The organism is Chromobacterium sp. INPA-IVC (genome assembly GCF_059047085.1).
The window spans coordinates 469638-491179 of record NZ_JBTNLS010000002.1; the positions used below are offsets into that span (position 1 = coordinate 469638).

The 21542-nt window shown below is 64.5% G+C and carries 14 protein-coding genes and 1 other RNA gene; 5 read left to right on the top strand and 10 right to left on the bottom strand.

Features of this window, described 5'->3' with window-relative positions:
- The first annotated feature begins 15 nt into the window (after nt 1-15).
- The 4 genes from galU to ACX17K_RS05090 all read left to right on the top strand — a co-directional run bounded on the left by galU (nt 16) and on the right by ACX17K_RS05090 (nt 6079).
- Nucleotides 16-888 (top strand): UTP--glucose-1-phosphate uridylyltransferase GalU, encoded by an 873-nt coding sequence (galU, locus tag ACX17K_RS05075; RefSeq protein WP_493773941.1) that lies wholly within the window; start codon nt 16-18, stop codon nt 886-888.
- Nucleotides 885-2924, top strand: a complete 2040-nt coding sequence (locus ACX17K_RS05080) for a capsule polysaccharide biogenesis protein (protein ID WP_493773942.1) — start codon at nt 885-887, stop codon at nt 2922-2924. Before galU ends, ACX17K_RS05080 begins: the two co-directional genes overlap by 4 nt.
- A gap of 190 nt (nt 2925-3114) precedes the next feature.
- The gene (locus tag ACX17K_RS05085) at nt 3115-4437 is read left to right on the top strand and encodes a capsule polysaccharide biogenesis protein (RefSeq protein WP_493773943.1); all 1323 of its coding nucleotides are present in this window, start codon (nt 3115-3117) and stop codon (nt 4435-4437) included.
- 190 nt (nt 4438-4627) lie between these two features.
- Nucleotides 4628-6079, top strand: coding sequence for a glycosyl hydrolase family 79 N-terminal domain-containing protein (locus tag ACX17K_RS05090; RefSeq protein ID WP_493773944.1), 1452 nt, complete (start codon nt 4628-4630; stop codon nt 6077-6079).
- 91 nt (nt 6080-6170) lie between these two features.
- Here the strand turns inward: ACX17K_RS05090 and galE are convergent, their stop codons facing one another.
- The 6 genes from galE to rnpB form a co-directional block, all read right to left on the bottom strand.
- On the bottom strand, nt 6171-7175 hold the full coding sequence (galE, locus tag ACX17K_RS05095) for a UDP-glucose 4-epimerase GalE (RefSeq protein ID WP_493773945.1): 1005 nt from the start codon (nt 7173-7175) through the stop codon (nt 6171-6173).
- A 109-nt stretch (nt 7176-7284) separates the two neighbouring features.
- A complete protein-coding gene (purD, locus tag ACX17K_RS05100; RefSeq protein ID WP_046156301.1) occupies nt 7285-8562 on the bottom strand; it encodes a phosphoribosylamine--glycine ligase in 1278 nt (425 codons plus the stop codon).
- Nucleotides 8563-8693: 131 nt separating this feature from the next.
- The gene (purH, locus tag ACX17K_RS05105; protein ID WP_493773946.1) at nt 8694-10271 is read right to left on the bottom strand and encodes a bifunctional phosphoribosylaminoimidazolecarboxamide formyltransferase/IMP cyclohydrolase; all 1578 of its coding nucleotides are present in this window, start codon (nt 10269-10271) and stop codon (nt 8694-8696) included.
- A 180-nt stretch (nt 10272-10451) separates the two neighbouring features.
- Nucleotides 10452-10688 (bottom strand): helix-turn-helix domain-containing protein, encoded by a 237-nt coding sequence (locus tag ACX17K_RS05110; protein ID WP_011134100.1) that lies wholly within the window; start codon nt 10686-10688, stop codon nt 10452-10454.
- A 45-nt stretch (nt 10689-10733) separates the two neighbouring features.
- Nucleotides 10734-11792, bottom strand: coding sequence for a tRNA dihydrouridine synthase DusB (dusB, locus tag ACX17K_RS05115; protein ID WP_493773947.1), 1059 nt, complete (start codon nt 11790-11792; stop codon nt 10734-10736).
- 137 nt (nt 11793-11929) lie between these two features.
- An RNA gene (gene rnpB / locus ACX17K_RS05120) (RNase P RNA component class A) lies at nt 11930-12389 on the bottom strand.
- Nucleotides 12390-12495: 106 nt separating this feature from the next.
- Between rnpB and ACX17K_RS05125 the strand changes: the two genes are divergently transcribed.
- Nucleotides 12496-15660 (top strand): bifunctional diguanylate cyclase/phosphodiesterase, encoded by a 3165-nt coding sequence (locus tag ACX17K_RS05125; protein WP_493773948.1) that lies wholly within the window; start codon nt 12496-12498, stop codon nt 15658-15660.
- A gap of 10 nt (nt 15661-15670) precedes the next feature.
- Here ACX17K_RS05125 and ACX17K_RS05130 read toward each other — a convergent pair whose 3' ends face one another.
- From ACX17K_RS05130 to ACX17K_RS05145, 4 genes are all read right to left on the bottom strand, one after another.
- Nucleotides 15671-16591 carry an FUSC family protein gene (locus ACX17K_RS05130; protein ID WP_493773949.1) on the bottom strand — a complete coding sequence of 307 codons (921 nt, stop codon included), beginning with the start codon at nt 16589-16591 and terminating at the stop codon, nt 15671-15673.
- Nucleotides 16588-17160: a cysteine hydrolase family protein gene (locus ACX17K_RS05135; RefSeq protein WP_493773950.1), complete on the bottom strand. Its 573-nt coding sequence runs from the start codon at nt 17158-17160 to the stop codon at nt 16588-16590. The genes ACX17K_RS05130 and ACX17K_RS05135 overlap by 4 nt, the downstream gene beginning before the upstream one ends.
- On the bottom strand, nt 17157-17621 hold the full coding sequence (locus ACX17K_RS05140) for a MarR family winged helix-turn-helix transcriptional regulator (RefSeq protein ID WP_231149735.1): 465 nt from the start codon (nt 17619-17621) through the stop codon (nt 17157-17159). Before ACX17K_RS05140 ends, ACX17K_RS05135 begins: the two co-directional genes overlap by 4 nt.
- A 103-nt stretch (nt 17622-17724) precedes the next feature.
- Nucleotides 17725-21540, bottom strand: a complete 3816-nt coding sequence (locus ACX17K_RS05145; RefSeq protein WP_493773951.1) for a translocation/assembly module TamB domain-containing protein — start codon at nt 21538-21540, stop codon at nt 17725-17727.
- Nucleotides 21541-21542: the final 2 nt, after the last annotated feature.

The following is a 21542-nucleotide window of genomic DNA, read 5'->3' on the forward strand; positions in this document are numbered from 1 at the left end:
GCTGGAAAAGCACTTATGACTCAGAAAATCAAGAAAGCCATCTTTCCGGTAGCCGGCATGGGCACCCGCTTCCTGCCGGCCACCAAGGCCAGCCCCAAGGAAATGCTGCCCATCGTCGACAAACCGCTGATCCAGTATGCCGTGGAGGAAGCGGTCGCCGCGGGCATCACCGAACTGGTGTTCATCACCGGCCGCAACAAGCGCAGCATTGAAGATCATTTCGACAAAGCCTACGAGCTGGAAACCGAACTGGAAATGCGCAACAAGCATAAGTTGCTGCAACTGGCGCAGGATATCCTGCCGCCGCACGTATCCTGCCTGTATATCCGCCAGTCTGAAGCGCTGGGGCTGGGGCATGCCGTGCTATGCGCCCAGCCAGCGGTGGGCGACGAACCATTTGCGGTCATCCTCGCGGACGACTTGATGGACAGCGAGCCGGGCGCGTTGGCGCAGATGGTGAAACTGTATGAGCAGCAACACATTTCGATTCTGGGTGTGGAAAACGTTCCGCGCGAGGCCACCGGCTCTTATGGCATTGTGGAAACCGTGTCGCAAGGCCATGGCCCGCAACGGGTGACCAGCATCGTGGAAAAACCGCATCCGGATGTGGCCCCCTCCACGCTCGCGGTAGTCGGCCGCTATATCCTGACGCCGCGCATTTTCGACAAGCTGAAGACGGTGCGGCCGGGCGCCGGCGGCGAGATCCAGCTGACGGACGGCATTGCGGCGCTGATGAAGGAGGAGAGCGTGCTGGCGCTGCCGCTGGAAGGGACCCGCTACGATTGCGGATCCAAACTGGGTTACCTGAAGGCGACCGTGAGCTTTGGACTGCGGCATCCGGAAACCCGGCAGGCATTCTCCGCGTTCCTGGCTGAAACTCCGCTGTGACCATCGCCGTTTTTTCCCGCGGCATCCTGCGCATCCCGCATCTGGAAAATCTGCTGGGCCAGCCGGTTTCCGACATGCGCTGGCCTGGCTGGCGCCATGCCGGCACCCCGCCCTCCGCCGTGGCAGGCTGGGGCCTGCGCCCCAGCGCGGCGCGAGCGCGCGCCCACGCCATGCGGAAGGAGCTGCCTTACCTGGCGCTGGAGGATGGGTTTCTACGCTCGCTGGGCTTGGGCGTGGCGGGCGAGCCGCCGCTGTCGCTGGTAATCGACGATCTGGGCATCTATTACGATGCCAGCCATCCCTCCAGGCTGGAGCAGCTGATTGCCGCATCCGAGCCGAGCGCCGTTGAATGGCGGCAGGCAAACCGCGGTTTGGAATGGATGCGCCGCCATCGGCTATCCAAATACAACCACGCGCCGGACATGGCTCTGCCTCCGCGCGCAGGCCAAACCCGCGTCCTGGTGCTGGATCAGACCGAGGGCGATGTCTCGGTACGGCTCGGCGGCGCAGATGCGCAAACCTTCCGAACCATGCTGGATACCGCCTGCCGCGAGCATCCTGGCGCGGAGATATGGGTCAAGACGCATCCAGACGTGGTGGCCGGCAAGAAGCGCGGCTATCTGCCGCAACCGCCAAAGGGAGTGCGGCTGCTGGCGGAGGATGTTTGTCCGCAATCTCTGCTGTCCCAGATGGATGTGGTCTACACCGCGACATCGCATATGGGATTCGAAGCATTGGTGGCCGGCTGCCGCGTGGTGTGTTTCGGCATGCCATGGTACGCAGGCTGGGCGTTGACCGACGATAGGCATCCCCGCATGGCGGAGCTAAGGCCGCGCCGCGCGGGCCCGCGTTCACTGGAACAATTATTCCATGCGGCCTACCTGCGCTACGCCCGATACATCCAGCCGGAAACCGGCCAACCCGGAACATTCTTCGATGCGGCCGAATGGATACGCTTGAACCGCGGCTTGCAGGCGCAGAACCAGGGAACCTTATGGTGCGTGGGCATGAGCCTATGGAAACAGGCGGCGGTCCGGCCTTTTCTTAGCGCCCCCGGCAACCGGGTCCGCTTTGTCCGCAAGCTCCCCGCCAAGCTGGAGCCTGGCAGCCGCGTAGTCAGCTGGGGCCTGCGCTCTCCAGCGCGCGCGGCGGCCCAAACTGCCGGCATGCCGGCGCTGGCGATGGAGGACGGTTTCCTGCGATCGGTCGGCTTAGGCTCCAACCTGCTGCCCCCGCTTTCGCTGGTGGTTGACAGCGGCGGCTTGTATTACGCCTGGCAATCGGGAAGCGACTTGCAGCGCCTGCTGAATACCTCGATGCCGGATGAGGTAGAACTCGACCGGGCAGCCCGCCTACGTAAGCGGCTCGTGACCAGCCGCCTCAGCAAATACAATATCGGCGGCGCCTTTCAATTAGCGCCCCCCGCCAAGGGAATGCGCGTGGTGCTCGTACCCGGGCAGGTTGAAGACGATGCCTCCATCCTCATGGGATCGCCATCGATTCAGACCAATCTGACGCTCCTGCGATCGGCGCGGCAAGCCTGCCCGGAAGCTTGGTTGATTTACAAACCCCATCCTGACGTAGTGGCTGGCAATCGACGCGGCGCCATCCCGGCCGAGATGCTGGCCGGCTTGGCCAACCAGGTTGCGATTGATGCCGATATCGCCTCCTGCCTGGCCATCGCAGACGAAGTGCATACCATGACATCGCTAGCCGGTTTTGAAGCGCTGATGCAAGGCAAAACCGTGCATTGCTACGGCGCGCCATTTTACGCTGGCTGGGGCCTAACCCAGGATCGGCTGCATCTGCCTCAACGGCAGAAACGGCTCAATCTTGATGAGTTGGTGCATGGCGCGCTGATAGCCTATCCACGCTATGTTCTGCCTGGCAGCAAGGGATTTGCTCGCGTGGAAGCCGTGGTAAACCTTCTGGAACAGCTAAGCAACGATCGCCGAACAACCGCGCATGGCTGTTGGCTCACGCAGCTATGGCGCAAAATTAGAGGGCTGATAAAAACGTTCGCTCATCCATCATGATGGCTTTGGCCATGCCGGCTTGAAACAAATGAATTCAAAAAAGCGACCCTCGCTCGAATGAATTAATGCGATTTTATCATCACGGGCACAAGGCAAGGTTAAAGCCGCCATCCGCCCCATGCCGCAAATAATCAAAATCAAGAGCCTAACCCAAGGCTCCCATGCAATACGAATTGAAGCAAAACCAATTATGCTGGCAGCCCAATCTTTACTTAAGCATCGCAGACTACTGTTACTACAAGGCCCGATGGGTGGTTTTTTCAACCAGTTGGCAGACTGGCTGAGCGCACATGGCATTGAATCGCGGAAAATCAACTTCAACGGCGGAGACTGGCTATTTCATCGGCGCGCTGGCACGATACATTATCAAGGCCGCATGTCCACGTTGAGCCGCTGGCTACGCAGCTATATTCAACGTGAAAATATTGATGCTCTGGTATGTTTCGGCGACTGCCGCCGGCCGCATCAAGTCGCCGCGCTAGTCGCCAAAGAACTAGGGATAGCATTTTATGCTTTTGAAGAAGGCTATTTGAGGCCCGATTACATTACCTTGGAAGAAGGCGGCGTCAATGCCTTCTCGCAACTGGCGCAGAATCCAGAGCGCTATTTGTTGCACGAGCCCGTTCAACATGAGCGCCCGCAGCCCACACGCCCATCATTCCAGCGCATGGCGCTGACTGCAATGGCGTATTACAGTTCAGGCTGGCTGTTGCGCAAACAGTTTCCATACTATCGCCATCACAAGGATTTTTCGCCCTTCCGAGAATGCGCTTACTGGATGCGCGCCGGATGGCGAAAACTGCTATATCGCATAACCGAAAACAGGCTGATTCAACGTATCTCTGACCAATGGCACGACCAGTATTTTCTGGTGGCATTGCAAGTTTTCAATGACAGCCAGATTCGCCAACACAGCGCTTATAAAGACATACATGACTTCATTGTCGAGGTCATCGATAGCTTCGCCAAGCATGCGTCCTCTCAGCATCGCCTGGTATTCAAGCACCATCCGATGGATAGAGGCCACCGGAATTACAGTGAATTCATCCGACATCGCGCCGGCGAAGCTGGCATTGCCGACCGAGTACACTACGTTCATGACGCCCATCTGCCAACACTGCTCAAGCGCAGCCGAGGGGTCGTGACAATCAACAGCACAGTGGGTCTATCCGCTGTCTATCATGGCCGACCATTGATCGCCATGGGACGCGCTTTATACGATATCAGCGGCCTGACCTTCCAGCATGGGCTTTCCCGCTTCTGGAACGAGCATTACACCGTAGATAGCACCCTCTACAACAAACTGCGCTCGTACATGCTGAAGCACACGCAGCTCAATGGCGCTTTCTTCGGATACTCGCCCTGGATGAGTCATTCCAAACTAAAACCACAGCCTGACCGCTGGCACGCCACGCTTAGATTCGGCCAGCTCACGGGTCTGACCCTGCTGGTGGATGGCGGAGCCGCTGACCTGCTGGAAACCTGCCTGGAATGGCTTGCCATGATCGGTTAAGCCCCTGCCGGCACCTGAGTCCGAATGAAATTTTCATTGCATTTACATAAGCAAATTTCTTGCCGATGCAAACAATGGCACTATGAGCCTAGCAGCCAAAAAATATACAAAGCATCACCATATCCTCACCATGCCGGCCATTAGCATTGATATCCAGAAGTGGCTTTTTATTTAATTCAGAAAGAAGCCCATGAAGAAGATAGACTCACTGCGTACAGTTTTTGACAAGCCCATCCATCGCAGAGGTTTCCTGCTTGGTTCCTTGGCCCTACCTCTGGCCGCATGCGGGGGCGGCGGCAGTTCCAACACAACGTCGCCTCCCTCTCAGCTAGCGGCGACGATTCGTTTTTCGCAAGCAACTTCCGGAGCATTGCTGAATAGCACCTATGCAGGTCTCAGCTACGAGAAAACCCATCCCAATCTATTTACCCCAAGCAATGCCAATCTAATTAATCTATTTCAACTACTTGGCAACAACATTCTACGCCTCGGGGGCAACTCAACCGATCAAACCAGCTGGAATGGCTTGATTCCAGGCACAACTGCCATCACCCAATCCCAACTTTCCAATCTGGCGGCTTTCCTGCAAGCCACGGGATGGAAAGTCATTTATGGCCTCAACTTGGCTGGCAGCAACCAGACACCCGATGCGAACAATGCCCGGCAAGAGGCGCAAGCCGCAGCCTCGACATTAGGCAGCAGCCTCGTTGGCTTCGAGATTGGCAATGAGCCCGATTTATATGTCAGTCAACGCGGCTACCGGCCATCAGGATGGAATTACAACAACTTCCTGTCCGAGTGGAGAAGTCTGGCGCAGGTCATCCAATCCGTCGCGCCTGGCATTCCATTGACAGGACCCGCCTCATCCAACGAATACAAGCAGTTCACCGATCCGTTTGCCCATGATGCAGGCAGCAGCATTTCCATGTTGACCCAGCATTACTACATCGCCAACGGACAAGATCCGGCCTCCACTATAGGAAAAATGCTGCAGCCGGATCCCAAGCTAGCCTCCATGCTGCAGGCCGTCGCGCAGAGCGCCGCCAGCGCTGGCATAAGCTTCCGCATTGCGGAATGCAACTCCTTCTACGATGGCGGCGCTCCTGGCGTGAGCAATAGCTATGCTTCAGCATTGTGGGCACTCGACTATCTATTCACTTGCGCGCTCAATCAATGCCAAGGCGTCAACCTGCATGGTGGAGGCGGCAGCGTCTATTCAGCGCTGATAGACAACGGCACACGTATAACCGCAGTCAATCCTTTGTTCTACGGCATCATGCTATTCACGCTGGCAGCGCAAGGCCGCGCATACCAAGTCGATCTATCAGTCAATGACCCGAGCGCCAACTTCACCGCTTACGGTGTTTCGCGACAAGATGGCGGTCAAAATATTCTCATCCTCAATAAAGACTCCAGCCGATCCGTTCAGACAACCGTACACTTCGCATCGAACATCCAATCCCTCAAGCAATGGACGCTCACGAGTCCGGCATTGAATAGCCAGACAGGCATCCTGCTCAATGGGGCCGCTATCAGTCTCAATGGCGGTTGGAACAGCACGCCTCCCATTGTCAGCACTAGCAATGGCTCATTAAGCCTCAGTGTGCCGCCCATTACCGCCATCTTGCTGCAGTCTGCTTGATTACAAACCGGATACAACAAGGCCCAAACTGCGTCCACTCTTCACAGTTTGGGCCCTGAGCTATCGAGATAACAGACTAAAACTGTTTAACTCAATCAAAACCCGCCGGGTTCCGGCTCTGCCAGCGCCAGCTATCGCGGCACATTTCTTCCAGACCCTTTTCAGCCTTCCAGTCCAGCAGACGTTCGGCAGCGGCGGGGTCGGCCCAGCACTCGGCGATATCGCCCGGGCGGCGCGCGACGATCTCGTGCGGCACGGCCACTTCATTGACGCGCTCGAAGGTCTTCACCATGTCGAGCACCGAATACCCCTTGCCCGTGCCCAGGTTCGCCGTCAACAATCCCGGCTGCCTGTGCAATGCCTGCACGGCCTTCACATGGCCGACGGCAAGGTCCACCACATGGATGTAGTCGCGCACGCCGGTGCCGTCATGAGTGGGATAATCATTGCCGAACACCTTCAGGTAAGCTTGCTTGCCGCAGGCGACCTGGGTGATGAAGGGCATCAGATTATTCGGAATGCCGTTCGGATCTTCGCCGATATCGCCGCTCTCATGCGCGCCGATCGGGTTGAAATAACGCAGCAGCGCGATCCGCCACTCCGGCTCCGCCTTGGCGAAATCACGCAGCATGTCTTCGACGATCAGTTTGCTGCGGCCGTAGGGATTGGTCGCCGACAGCGGAAAATCCTCGGTGATCGGCGCGCTGGCCGGATTGCCGTAGACGGTGGCGGAAGAGCTGAACACCAGCCGGTTCACGCCATGGCGCTTCATCGCGCGCAACAGCGCCAGCGTGCCGCTGACGTTGTTCTCGTAATACTCCAGCGGCTTGGCCACCGATTCGCCCACCGCTTTCAAACCCGCGAAATGGATCACGGCTTCGATAGGATGGCGAAACGCTTCATTCAGCGCCGCCTCATCGCGGATATCGCCCTGGATGAAAGTCAGCGGCTTGCCGGCCAATGCCTGTACTCGCCGCAGCGCCTCTTCCTTGCTGTTGCACAGATTGTCCAACACCACCAGCTCATGGCCGGCCTCCAATAATTTAACGCAAGTATGGCTGCCGATATAACCGGCGCCGCCAGTCACCAAGATCATCGTTTCTTCCTATTTTTTGAGCGCGCCACCATTGTAGGGAAAGATAAAGAGCGCTGTCCAAAGCAAAACAGCGTCCGGACGGACGCTGTTTCATTGACGAGCCAAGCGATCAGTGCTTGCGCCCGATCGCCCGCGCCCCGATATCGCGGCGGTACTGCTTGCCGGCGAACTCGATGGCATCAGCCAATTGGTAGGCCCTGCCCTGCGCCATCTTGACGCTGTCGCCCAGACCCACCGCGCACAGCACGCGGCCGCCGCTGGCGCGCAGCTGATGCTGCTCGTCGAACGCGGTGCCTGCATGGAACACGATGCCGTCCTCGCTCTCGGCCGGGATGCCGTGAATGGCGTCGCCCTTGCGCGGAGCGTCCGGGTAGCCGGCGGCGGCCAGCACCACGCCCAAGGCGACGCGGCGGTCCCACTCGGCTTCAACCTTGTCCAACCTGCCGTTGACGCCGGCGTCCAGCAACACGGTGAAGTCGGTTTTCAGGCGCGCCATGATGGGCTGGGTTTCCGGGTCGCCGAAGCGGCAGTTGAACTCGATCACCCTGGGGTGGCCCTCGTCGTCTATCATCAGCCCGGCATACAGGAAGCCGGTATACGGATGGCCGTCCTTCTTCATGCCCTGCACCACCGGCTGGATGATTTCGCGCATCACGCGGTTGTGCACCTCGGGCGTCACCACCGGCGCCGGGCTGTAAGCGCCCATGCCGCCGGTGTTCGGCCCCTGGTCGTGGTCCAGCAACCGCTTGTGGTCCTGGCTGGTGGCCATCGGCAGCACATGCTCGCCGTCCACCATCACGATGAAGCTGGCTTCCTCGCCCACCAGGAAGTCCTCGATCACCACGCGGCTGCCGGCATCGCCCATCTTGTTACCCAGCAGCATGTCGTCGATGGCGGCGTGCGCCTCGTCCAGCGTCATCGCCACCACCACGCCCTTGCCGGCTGCCAGGCCGTCGGCCTTGATCACGATGGGCGCGCCCTTGCCGTCGACGTAGCCATGCGCGGCCGCGGCGTCGGTGAAGGTCTGGTAGCCGGCGGTGGGAATGCCGTGGCTCTGCATGAAGGCCTTGGCGAAGTCCTTGGAGCTTTCCAGCTGCGCGCAGTACTGCGTCGGACCGAACACTTTCAGACCCTCGTTGCGGAAGGCATCCACCACGCCGGCGGCCAGCGGCGCTTCCGGGCCGACCACGGTCAGGTCGATCTTCTCTTCCTTGGCGAAAGCCAGCCACTCGGCCACGCCGTTGGCGGGAATATTGGTCAGATTCGCGTCCTGCGCGGTGCCGGCGTTGCCCGGCGCGACAAAGACCTTGGACACGCGCTTGGACTTGCCAATGCGCCAGGCCAGCGCGTGCTCGCGGCCGCCGGAGCCGATCACGAGAACTTTCATCGGGTTTCCATTCTATTGTGTGGGGCGGCGGCCCTAAGCCGCCGCCTGTTGGCGCCTACCTGAATAGCATAGCGCCAAGTCGGTTTCATTACCGCCGTTTCCATCGGAACCCGGCGGCTTGTCCGCCGTTATCAGTGGCGGAAATGGCGCACGCCGGTCAACACCAGCGCGATGCCGTGCTCGTCGGCCGCGGCGAACACTTCTTCGTCGCGCATCGAGCCGCCCGGCTGGATGATGGCCTTGATGCCCTGCTCGGCGATGACGTCGATGCCGTCGCGGAACGGGAAGAAGGCGTCAGACGCCGCCACCGCGCCGGCCAGGCTCAAGCCGGCGTCCTGCGCCTTGCGCGCGGCGATGCGGGTGGAGTCGACGCGGCTCATCTGGCCGGCGCCGATGCCGGCGGTCTGGCCATCCTTGCAGAACACGATGGCGTTGGACTTGACGTACTTGGCCACGCGCCAGGCGAACAGCAGGTCCGACATTTCCTTGGCTGTCGGCTGGCGCTTGCTGACCACGCGCAGCTCGTCCAGGCCGACGTTGCGAACGTCCGGCGTCTGCACCAGCACGCCGCCGCCGACGCGCTTCAGCTCGAAACGGTTGGCGCCGGCCTGCAGCGGAATCTCCAGCACGCGGACGTTCTTCTTGGCGGCGATGATGGCCTTGGCTTCCTCGGTGAAGGACGGCGCGATCAGCACTTCCAGGAACTGGCCGGTCACGGCCTCCACCGTCGCCGCGTCCACCGGGCGGTTGAAGGCGATGATGCCGCCGAAGGCGCTGGTGGTGTCGGTGGCGAAGGCCAGCTTGTAAGCGGCCAGCGTATCCGGACCAACGGCCACGCCGCAGGGGTTGGCGTGCTTGACGATGACGCAAGCGGTATCGTCGAAGGTCTTCACCGCCTCCCAGGCGGCGTCGGCGTCGGCGATATTGTTGTACGACAGCTCTTTGCCCTGCAGCTGCTGATAGTGGGCGATGCTGCCTGCGGCCGGGTCCAGATCGCGGTAGAAGGCAGCGGCCTGGTGCGGGTTCTCGCCGTAGCGCATGTCCTGCACCTTGATGAACTGGGCGTTCAGGCGGTTCGGGAAGGCGACGCGCTCGGGCTTGCCCGCCACCACGCCGTCGGCCAGGCTGGTCAGGTAGTTGGAGATCGCGCCGTCGTAGGCGGCGGTGTGGGTGAAGGCCTTCTTGGCCAGCTCGAAACGGGTGGCCTTGGCCAGTTTGCCGCCGTTGGCCCTCAGCTCGCCCACCAGCGCCGGGTAGTCGGCGCTGTCGGTGACGATGGCGACGTGGGCCCAGTTCTTGGCCGCGGAACGCACCATGGTCGGGCCGCCGATGTCGATGTTCTCGATCGCGTCCTCCAGCGAACAGTCCGGATTGGCGATGGTGGCTTCGAACGGGTAGAGGTTGACGCAGACCAGATCGATGTTTCCGATGCCGTGCTCGGCCATCGTCGCCACATGCTCGGGCAGGTCGCGCCGGCCCAGGATGCCGCCGTGCACCTTGGGATGCAGCGTCTTGACGCGGCCGTCCAGCATTTCCGGGAAGCCGGTGTAATCGGACACCTCGGTCACCGGCAGGCCGGCTTCCAGCAGCAGCTTGGCGGTGCCGCCGGTGGACAGGATGTGCACGCCCAGGGCAGACAGCTCCCTGGCGAATTCCAGCACGCCGCTCTTGTCGGACACGCTGATCAGCGCTCGTTCGATCTTGGTCATGTTTCTCTACCGCTTTGGCTATGGATGAACACTATAAAAAACCGGCTCAGGCCGCCGACGACGCGCATCGGCGAGATTTCAACTTTAGCAATCGGCAGCCTGTCCATCGAATCCTGGCCTCCCGCCACGCGGGAGGGGCAAAAAAAACCGGCCACCCTGTTACGGTGTGGCCGGTTATCTTCAAATCAAATCATACGACTTCATCTTCTTGCGCAGCGTGTTTCGGTTCAATCCCAACAACTCCGCCGCTCGCGTCTGGTTGCCCTGGGTATGTATCAGCACCACCTCCAGCAGCGGCTTCTCGACACAGGCGAGCACCATGTCGTAGATCGCCGACGGCGCCTCGCCGTCCAGGTCGCGAAAGTACTGCTCCATCGCCAGCCGCACCGACTGCGATATGTGATCGTTGTTTTGCATCTTGTTATTGGTATCCAGAAGTCGGGTCCCCACCAGGCCGCGGCGTCAAGCGCCGCATGCCTCTCCCTCCGCCACGGCGTCGCCGTCGCGGTCCAACTTGTCCTCATCCTCGACTACATAGCTTAGACGATCGCCCGCGTCGCCCAGCCTGGAGAAATACTCACCCACCGCCAACCGCTGCTCGTCGGTGCTCTCCAGCTTGTACATCTGCTGGCGGAAGGCGTTGCCGCCAGCCAGGCCCTTGGTGTACCAAGCGATGTGCTTGCGGGCGATGCGGCAGCCCGAGTACTCGCCGTAAAAACCGTAAAGCTCGTCCAGGTGCTCCAGCATCAGCGCGCGGATCTCGCCCACCGTCGGCGGCGGCAGCATCTCGCCGGTCTCCAGATAATGCTGGATCTCGCGGAAGATCCACGGCCGGCCCTGCGCCGCGCGGCCTATCATGATCGCGTCGGCGCCGGTGTAGTCCAGCACCCGGCGGGCCTTCTCGGGCGAATCGATGTCGCCGTTGGCCACCACCGGGATGGACACCGCCTGCTTCACCGCGCGGATCGTGTCGTACTCGGCGTCGCCGCGGTACATGTCCTCGCGGGTGCGGCCATGCAAGGCCAGCGCGGCGATGCCGGCGTCTTCCGCCATCTTGGCCACCGCCAGCGCCGTCTTCACCTCGCGGCTCCAGCCTGTGCGGGTCTTCAGCGTCACCGGCACATCCACCGCCTTCACCACCGCCTCCAGGATGCGGCCGACATTGTCCAGGTCGCGCAGCAGCGCCGAGCCGGCCGCCACATTGCACACCTTCTTCGCCGGACACCCCATATTGATGTCGATGATCTGCGCGCCGTGCTCCACGTTGAGGCGGGCCGCGTCGGCCAGCATCTGCGGCTCGCCGCCGGCGATCTGCACCACGATGGGCTCGACCTCGCCTTCATGGTTGGCGCGGCGCAGCGTCTTGGGCGTGGTCCACAAGGCCTTGTTGGCGGTGATCATCTCGGAGACGGCCATCCCCGCCCCCAGCCGTTTGCACAGCATGCGGAAAGGCCTGTCCGTCACCCCGGCCATCGGCGCCACGATCAGCCGGTTTTTCAGTTGGTACGGTCCTATCTGCATGACAAATAAATTACGGGTAATGGCTGGGAAGGGTCGGTATTGTATAGCGATTTTCGCCGGGCGGGAAAAATTTTTGCTTATTTTTTAAGCAGCTTCGATAGCCGCGAGTAATCGCGGCCGGAAGGAATAAGGAATGGGGTGGGAGTCGGCCGATAAGCCGGGTTCTGTCGTTGGACAATCATTCCTCTAGGCCTGCCGTTGCCGACAGGCTCAAGCAACCTACCCGGGGACAACGCGAGCCACGTTAGCGCCCCCCTATTTGGTCTTGCTCCGGATGGGGTTTAGCCTGCCGTCCGTGTCGCCACGTCCGCGGTGCGCTCTTACCGCGAGCGGGTTGCCCCGCCCGTCCGGGCCGGCTTGCGCCTCCCGGTACACCTTTTCACCCTTGCCTGATCCGCCCTTGCGGGTTTTTCCGGGGCAAGCCCCGGGAAAAGACTTTGTCGACCTTGCGGTCGACAAGTCCGGCCATCGGCGGTTCAGCTCTCTGTTCCACTTTCCGTCGCCTCGCGGCGCCCGGTCGTTAACCGGCATCCTGCTCTATGGAGCCCGGACTTTCCTCCCCGTTCTTTCGAACGCGGCGATTGTCTGGCCAACTCCCGGGCGCGATTTTAACGGAAATTGAATATCGCTGCCCGACAATTTTTCATGACATTCAGGATAATCCCGTATACTGACCATCCCTTTTCGAAGTCCAGAGACCCTGATGGAATGGAATCCCGCCCGGCTGTCGCGCCTGCAGCTGTCCGGCACCCTCGCCATCGTGTTCGCGCTGGCGCTGACCCTGGCCAGCTATTTCCTGATCATGAGCTGGCGCGATTTCCAATCCGGGCGGCAGAACATCGAACAGGAAGCGACCGCGCGCGCGCGCGACGGCCTGCAGGCTTACGCCGACCACGCGGCGCTGCTTCTGTCGGCTCTGCGGGAGCGCACCAACGACACCATGCGCCACCAGCTGCGCGAGCAGGTGGACCAGGCCTGGAGCCTGGCCGACGCCATCTGGCGCCGCGAGCATGCCCGCCAGAGCCCGCGGCAGGTGCAGCAACTGATCGTAGAGGCGCTACGGCCGCTGCGCTACTTCGACGGCCGCGGCTATTTCTTCATCGACACCCTGAACGGCCGCTGCGTGCTGCTGCCCACCGCGCCCGAGCGCGAAGGCCAATCGCTGCTGGACAACCGCGACGACCGCGGCCGCCGCATCATGCAGGGCCTGCTGGATTCGGTGGACAACGCCGCCGGCCGCGGCTTCTCCGCCTACCGCTGGTACCTGCCCGGCGCCGGCCGCATGGACGACAAGATCACCTACGCCCGCCGCTTCCCCCGCTACAACTGGCTGATCGGCAGCGGCGAATACATCAGCAATGTCGAAGCCGCATTGCAGCAGCAAGGCCTGGATACCTTGGCGCGGATGCGCGCCGGCCAGGCCGGCGGCGAGCTGATGATCGTGGACGGCGGCGGCATCATCCGCCTGTACCCGACCCGGCCGGCCTTGGTCGGCAAACCCTACCTCAAGCTGCCGGCCCCCGAGCGCGCCCGCGTCGAACAGCTGGTGCAGCTGGGCAAGCACGGCGGCTTCGTCGAATACAGCCAGCAGGACGACGCCGGCCTGGCCTCCGACAGCTACCTCGCCTACAGCCGCCAGTTGCCGGGCTGGGACTGGACCCTGGTCACCAGCGTCAAGGTGCAGACGATACGGGACGACAGCCTGCGCGCCGCCCAACGGCTGAAGGGCCGGCTGGCCGAGCGCATCCTCGCCACGCTGGGCATGACCCTGGTGGCCATGCTGTTCGCCGGCCTGCTGTGCTGGTACTTCGTGCGCTGGGTCGGCGCGCTGGTGCGGCGCTACCAGCAGGATCTGGCGCAGAGCCATTTGTCGCTGAAGGAGCAGGCGCGGGAGCTGAAGCTCAGCCACTTCATGATCGACAATGCCACCGAGCTGGTGGCGCTGCGCAACAGCCGCGGCGAGGTGGTGTACTGCAACCAGGCGCTGCGGCAAGCGCCGCAACTGGCGGACGCGCTGTTCCGCCATCCCGGCGGCGGCTACCCGCTCACCTTCGAAACGATGGAGGGCGCGGGCGAGTCCGAGCGCTGCCTGGAAGTCACGATCAACCAGCTCAACTACCAGGGCGACGCCTACCTGTGCGCCACCGCGCGCGACATCAGCGGCCGCCGCCAGGCCGAACGCCAGCTCAGGCTGGCCGCCCAGGTGTTTGAATCCAGCAACGAGGCCATCCTGATCTCCGATCCGGACAACCGCATCCTCACCGCCAACCGCGCCTTCGGCCACATCACCGGCTACGGCGAAGCCGAGGTCCGCGGCCTCAAGGCCTCGATGCTGTTCTCCGACCGCCACGAGCCGGCCTTCTTCCAGCAGATGTGGCAGACGCTGCAGCAGCGCGGCCAGTGGTCGGGCGAGATCTGGAACCGGCGCAAGAGCGGCGAGCACTTCCCCTGCTGGGTCAACATCAGCGTGCTGCTGGACGCGCAGGGCGAGATCAGCCACTTCGTCGCGCTGTTCACCGACATTTCCGAGCGCAAGGAGCAGGAAGCGCGGGTCCAGCACATGGCCGAATACGACGCGCTGACCGACCTGCCCAACCGCGTTCTGGTCAACGACCGCCTGCACCAGGCGATACGCCAGGCCGAGCTGCAGCACAACCAGCTGGCGGTGCTGTTCGTCGATCTCGACCACTTCAAGAACATCAACGACACGCTGGGCCACTGCGCCGGCGACGAGCTGCTGAAAGAGGTGGCAAGGCGATTGGCCGGCGCGGTGCGCGGCCTGGACACCGTCGGCCGCACCGGCGGCGACGAATTCGTGCTGATCCTGCCGTCCATCAACCAGCCCGGCGAGGCGGCGCAGATCGCCGAGCGCATCCTGCGCACCATCCAGCAGCCGTTCCAGATCGGCGAGCATTCGCTGGTGGTCGGCTGCAGCATAGGCATCAGCCTGATGCCGGACGACGGCAGCGACATCCAGACCCTGCTGATGAACGCCGACCTGGCGATGTACCACGCCAAGGCGCACGGCCGGAACACTTTCCGCTTCTATACCCGCGAGATGAACACCCAGGTGGCCGAGCGGCTGCTGATGGAGAACCGGCTGCGGCGGGCGATGGAGCAGGAACAGCTGTACCTGGTCTACCAGCCGCAATACGACATGGCCGGACAAAGGCTGCTGGGCTGCGAGGCGCTGCTGCGCTGGCGCGACCCTGACGAGGGCCTGATCATGCCCGGCCGCTTCATCCCGGTGGCCGAGGACACCGGCCTGATCGTGCCGCTGGGCCGCTGGGTGCTGGACCAGGCCTGCCGCCAGGCCAGCCTGTGGCTGCATGCCGGACTGGCGCCGATGCGAGTGGCGGTCAACGTCTCCGCCCACCAGCTGATGCGGCATGACTTCATCGACGACGTGCGCGAGGCGCTGCAACGGCACGCGCTGCCCGGCCATTGCCTGGAACTCGAGGTCACCGAGAGCACGCTGATGGCCGACGCCGACCTGGCATCGCGCCAGTTGGCGGTGATCAAGGCGATGGGGGTGCGGCTGGCGATAGACGACTTCGGCACCGGCTACTCCAGCCTCGCCTACCTGAAGCGCTTCGCGCCGGATGTGGTCAAGATAGACCGCTCCTTCATCAGCGACCTGCCCGGCGACGAGGAAAACGCCGCCATCGTCAGCGCCATCGTCAACCTGGCCGGCGCGCTGAGCATGGAAACGCTGGCCGAAGGCGTGGAAAATGAAAACCAGCAGCGCTTCCTGCAGACGCTGGGTTGCGAAGCGATGCAAGGCTATCTGCTGGGCAGCCCGCTGGCCGAGGAAATGATGACGCGCCGGCTGGAACAGCAACAACCGCGCCCGATGCAGCCGGCCTAAGCGCGACGGTTCAGCGCGGCGACGCCAGCCAGCCGCCGACGGCCAATACCAGCAGCACCAGCGCCGCGGCCGCGCCGACATCCAGCAAGCGCGCCAGGCCCAGGCCGCCGACCAGCGTCAGGTGCGCGGCCGCCAGCGCGCTGCGGGCGGCGAAGGCGGGGCGGTAGGAGCGGAACAGCGTCAGGCTCAGCATCCCCGCCGCGGCCATCGCCCAGGCCAGCGGCGCGCTGTCGCTCAAGGCCAGTCCCAGCGCCACGCCGCAAGGCACGCCGATCAGGGCGGCGCTGACGCGTTGCCAGCTCTTGCTCCGCACCGCGGCCCAGCCGCCGACGCAGACGCTGGCGGCCGACCACACCAGCCATTGGCCGTACGGCAAACGGCTGGCCGCCGCCCACCAGGCCAGCAGGCCGACGCAAACAAAAGCCAGCCCGAACGCCGGCGACTCGCCCGGCTTGCGCTCGGCCCCGCCCACGCGGCCGGCCAACAAATGCAGCGTCCAGGCGGCCAGCGCGCCGCCGGCCAGCCAAGGCAGCTCGGCCGACGCGGGCGCGCCCCGTTCAGCCATCTCATAACCCAGATACAAGGCCGGGATGAAAGTGAAATTGGCGACCGAGCGCCAGGCGGCGCGGCGGCGGCCCAGCCGGCACCCCAGCTCCGCGGCCAGCCCGCAAGCCAGCGCGAACCACGCGGGCCAGCGCCACAGCCAGGCCAGGAGCAAGGCGCCGCCCAGCGCGGACAGCGCCTGGAACAAGCTGGCCGGCGCATCCAGCCGGCCGCGCTCCATCGCGATCAGGCAGCACACCGCCAGCATGCCGCCGCTCAGCCAGCGCGGGTCGCCGGCGATCAGCGCCATGCCCAGCGCCGGCAGCAGCAGAGCGACAGACCGCGACGCCAGGTAGCCGTCGCAGTGCCGGGCCAGCGCGGCGATCACAAGGCCTCCAGCTGCTCCTGCGTGACGATGCCGGCGATCGCCGCCAGCTGCCGCATCGACATCTGGTGCTCTTCCTCGCTGGCCGCCGCGCAGGCGGGCTCCAACACCAGCACGCGGTAGTCGCGGTCGTGCGCGTCGCGCGCGGCGGCCTGCACTGCCCAGGTGCTGCTGACGCCGGCCACCACCAAGCGTTCGATGCGCTGCGCGCGCAATACCGCTTCCAGGCCGGTGGCGTAGAAGGGGCTGACACGGTGCTTGGCGACCACCGCGTCCTCCGGACGCACGTCCAGCTCCGGATGGAAGGCGGTGCCTTCGCCCTGCAGGTTCAGCGCCTGCAACTCGGCCGTGCGGCTGAAGATGGCCGAGCCCTGCGGCATCTCGACATACGACGGCGAGAAGCCCACCTTGACGTGGATCACCAGCCAGTCCCGCGCGCGCGCCAGCGCGATCGCGCGGTTGGCCTCGGCGATCACGCCGCGCTCGGCGGCATGGCCGGCGCAGCGCGCCACACGGCCCTGCGGATGCATGATGTCGATGATGTAGTCCAGCGTCAGCAATGCGGTTTTCATGCTTGCTCCTTGATCGATGTAGGTTCGGACGCGGCGAGCCGCTCCAGCAGCTCGCCGGCCCGCAACAGGATGCCGCGCTCCTCGGCGCTCAGGCCCTGCAGCGCTTGCTGCAGCCAGCCGTCCCGCAATTGGCGGTTGCGCCGCAGCGCGGCCTCGCCGGCTTCGGACAGCCCGACGCGCACCCGGCGGCCGTCGTCCGGGTCCTGGGTGCGGCGGATCAGGCCCGAGGCGTCCAGCTCGCGCAGCGCGCTGGCCAGATTGGACGAGCGCAGGTTCTCGCGGCGCGCCAGCTCGGTCGGCGTGATGTCGCCGCCGGCGCGGTCTATCGCGCCCAGCACCGCCAGCAGCCCGAAAGGCAGGACATCCAGGCTGCCCTGGCGGCGCAGCCTGCGCACCATGGACATCAGCTGCCGGCGCAGCAGGCTGGCCTCGACGGTAGGCAGAAAATTGATTTCGCTCATTTATCTATTTTTACATAGCTATTAAAACATAGCAATATCGGGATGCAAGGCGGAAAAAAGCCCGGCGGTTTGGCCGGGCTTTCGATGGCGGCGCGAGACGCGCCTAGTCGAATCGCAGTGTATAGCGCGATTCAGCCGACATCGCGGTGCCAGCACGCAGAATCACCGACCAGCCCTTGGACAGCTGGTAGGCCAGCTTCACCGCCTGGTCGGCGCTGCTGATGCCGTACTCGTAGCCCAGGTAGAGCTCGCGCGTCAGCTGGCGGCCCACGGTCACCACCTGCTCGGCCGGGCTGACCGTGCCGTTGGCCAGCGTCTTCTCCTTGCGGCTGGACACGCCCAGGTCGTCGAACAGGCCGATGCGGTCGTTGATCGAACCCGCCAGCATCATGCCGGCCGACGCGGCCAGGTCGTTGTTGTCGCGGTCGCCGCTGGCGGGGCGGCCCAGCACCAGCCAGGCCAGCCTGTCCTTCTCCGCCATCGGCTCGTCGCTGATCAGCCTCACCTTGGGCATCGCCACCGAACCGCTGACCTCCACGCCCGCCCCCACCGGCGACAGCCGGCGCTTGGCCTGGACGTTGAGCAGCGGGTTGTCCAGCGGGCCGTTGAAGGTGATGGCGCCGAAGGTGATGTCCAGATCCTGGCCATAGGCCTTGTAGCGCCCCTTGACCACCTTGACCTGGCCCTTGGCCGCCGGCGCCTCGCCCGGATTGGCGCTGACATGGACCATGCCGGACAGCTCCACGTCCAGCCCCTGGCCGGTGAAGCGGAAGCGGTCGCCCAGATCCAGATCCAGCGCCACCGTCAGCGGCATGGTGGCGAAGGCGGACGGCTCGGCTGGCGGCCTGCCCACCACCACCACGTCGCCGCTCAGGTCAGGCGCGCCCAGCTTGGGCAAACCGATGCGGCCCTGGTCGGCGCGGATGCGCCCGCTCAGCGACAGCTTGCCGCCGACGAAGGCCAGCTCGCTCTGGCCGGACACCACCAGCCGGCGTCCCGGCCGGTCGAACACGCTGAAACGCTGCAGCGCCACCTTGACCCGCGCGTCGGGCAAGTCGTCGCTGAGATCCAGCGTGCCGCTGGCGGTGACGTCGCCCTTGCCGCTGACGAAGCGCAGCTGCTGCAAGGTCAGCTTGCGGCCGTCGATGCGGGCCAGCAAATTGCCGTCGGCCAGCGCGATGCCGGTGCGGCGGTCGGCGAATTTCAGCTGGTCGCCGCGGATCTGGCCCAAGGCCTGAGGCGCGGCCAGCGGGCCGCTCAGGTCCAGGCTGGCCTGCAGTTGCCCGCCCAGCTCCAGACCGGGGCCGGATAGCTCGGCCAGCGTCGACAAGGCCGGCAGACTAGCGCGCAAGGTGCCGGACAAGGGCGTGCGGCCGTCGATGTGGCCGCCATTCCACGGCAGGCTGCCCTGCCCCTGCGCCTGGGCGAAGCGGCTGTCCAGGTTGAGCTTGAACGCCAGCCGGCGTCCATCCAGATCCAGATCCACCCGCGCGGCCTTCAGGCCCAGCGGCACCGGCCGGCCCTTGCCTTGCGGCAGCTGCACGTCGCCGCCGCTGCGCCATACCGCCAGCTGGCCCTGTCCGGACGGCGCGAGCCCCCAGTCGGCGTCGAACTGCAGGTTCTGTTCCACCGGCAGCTTCAACAGCGGACCCAGCTCGGCCAACTTGATGCCGCGCGCGCTGCCGTGGCTGCTGAGCCCGCCGTTCGCCTGGCGGGTGAAATCGGCCAGAGTGAGATTGCCGCCCAGCAAAGCCAGCCGCGCGGCGCCCAGCTTCACCTGGCCGTCGCCGCCGACGAACAGCGAAGCCGGCGCCAACAGGCTGAGGCCGGGCTTGCCGGACAGATCGAGCTTTTGCACGCTGCCCTGCCAGCCGCCGGCCGCGGTCAAGCCGCCGCTGGCCGCCAGTTGCAAGCCGTAATTCAGATCGCCCTCGCGAAAGCGCCCGTCCAGCTGCAGGCCGTGGCGGGCGCGGGTGCCTGACGCGCGGGCATGCAGCTGCTCGGCGCGCAGCGTGCCGGCCTGCAGCGCCGCCACGTCCAGGCTGAGCTGGAAGGGGCTGGCCTGATCGGCCTTGATGTTGCCGGAGAACTGCAGCGATTGCAGCGCCACCCCGCCCGGCAGCTTCAGCCGGTCGGCCTGCAGCTTGGCGTTGAGCAGCGGCGCCTTGGGCACGCCGGCCAGTTCGCCCTGCCCTTGTATGGTGCCGGCGAAGCCGGGCCCCAGCAGGGATAGATTGGGCGCGTTGATCGCCAGCTTCAGCTTGTCGCCGGCCATGCCGTAACTGCCGTTGGCCTGCAGCCGGTTGTCCGCCAGGCGGATATCCATCAGCAATTGCTTGAGGCGGCGCTGGTCCAGCAGCACATTGGCGCTGCCGGACAGCGGCGCGCCGGACAGCTTGCTGGGCGCGAACTGCAGCTTGGCGCCCACCTCCATCGGTTCGGCCAGTTGGCCGGCCATCTTCAGCGTGGCGTTCAGATCGCCCTTGGGCAGCTTGGGCTGCAAACGCGACGGGTCGGCGCGGCTGAGCGCGCCGTTCAGTTCGAACAACTGGCGGCCGGACAAGCCCAGCTTGCCGTTGACGCTGATCGCGCCGCCGCCGGCGCCCAGCTCCAGCTTCTTCAGCAGCAGGGCCGGCTGCTTGCCGCCAGCCAGCTCCAGCAGTGCGTCGGCCCGCAGCTGGCCGCCCTTCAACTGGGCGGCGACGCGCGGCTCGGCCGGCGCGCCCTCCACCGTGATCCGGCCGCCTATGGTCTCGTCCGGCGCGGCCTCGTGCAGCTGGCGCAGCGCCACCTTGCTCAGATCGGCCGCCAGCTTGATCGCGCCCGGCTTGAATTCGCCCGACAGGTCCACCCGGCCGCCCGCCGCCTCGACATGGCTGTTGTACAGCTCCAGCGCCTTCTCGTCGGCGCGGAATTCGCCCACCAGCAGCGACAAAGGCAGTTTGTGCGCCGACAACGCGCCCGGCTCGGTGTTGATCAGCGTCAGGCCGCCCTTGACCCGCTGGCCGGCGTCCGGCTCGGCGAACACCGCGAAGCTGAGCCGGCCCTTGGGCCAAGACGGCAGCAGCGATTGCGGATTGATGTTGCCGACGCGGGCATCCAGCCGCGCCAGCCGGTTAAAGGGATTCGTGTCGAACGGCCGCAGCGCGCCGGACAGCTCCACGCTGACGCCCTTGCCGTCCATCTGGCCGGAGAAGGCCGGCTTGAGCAGATCGCCGGACAGGTCCAGCCTGGCCTTCACCGCCACCTGCTCCAGCTCGCCGCGCGCGGCCAACTGGCCGGACAAGGCGAACGGCGAAGCGGCGGCCAGCTCCAGGCCGGCATCGACGCCGCCCCACGGCGTGTCCAGTCGCTTCAATTTCAGACGATGGCGCGCGCCGTCGTAGTCGTAGCCGGCCTGCAGCCGATACAGGCTGACATGGGCCGGCTCCAGCGTCAGGCTGGCCAGCGACAGCTCGCCGACGCGGACCTTGAGCGGCAGCGCCAGCGATTGCGGCGCCTGCGGCGGCGCCGGTTTTTCTTCCGGCTTGGCCCGGCTCAGCACCCGCACGTGGCCCAGCGCCAGCCGGTCGATGTCCAGCTTGCCGCGCCACAGCTCCATCGGGTGCCAGTCCAGCTTCAGCGATTCGATGTCCACGTCGTCGCCGGCGCTGCGCACGCGGATGTCGCGCAGCGCGAAGCCTTGCCACAGCGCGCCATCGGACGCGCCGACGCTGAACACGCCGCCGCTGAGGCGGCCGGCGCCCTGCAAAGCCCAGGCGAAGCCGGCCGGGCTGGCGCTGATCCAAGCCAGCGCGGCCAACAGCAGCGCGAACATCAGCGCCAGCGCGCCGAAGAAGGCGCGCCAGCGGCGCGGCCGCCGCGGAGGGGTGGGCGCCTGCTCCGGCGCCTCGGTTTGGGGTGTCTGCTTGTCGCTCATGG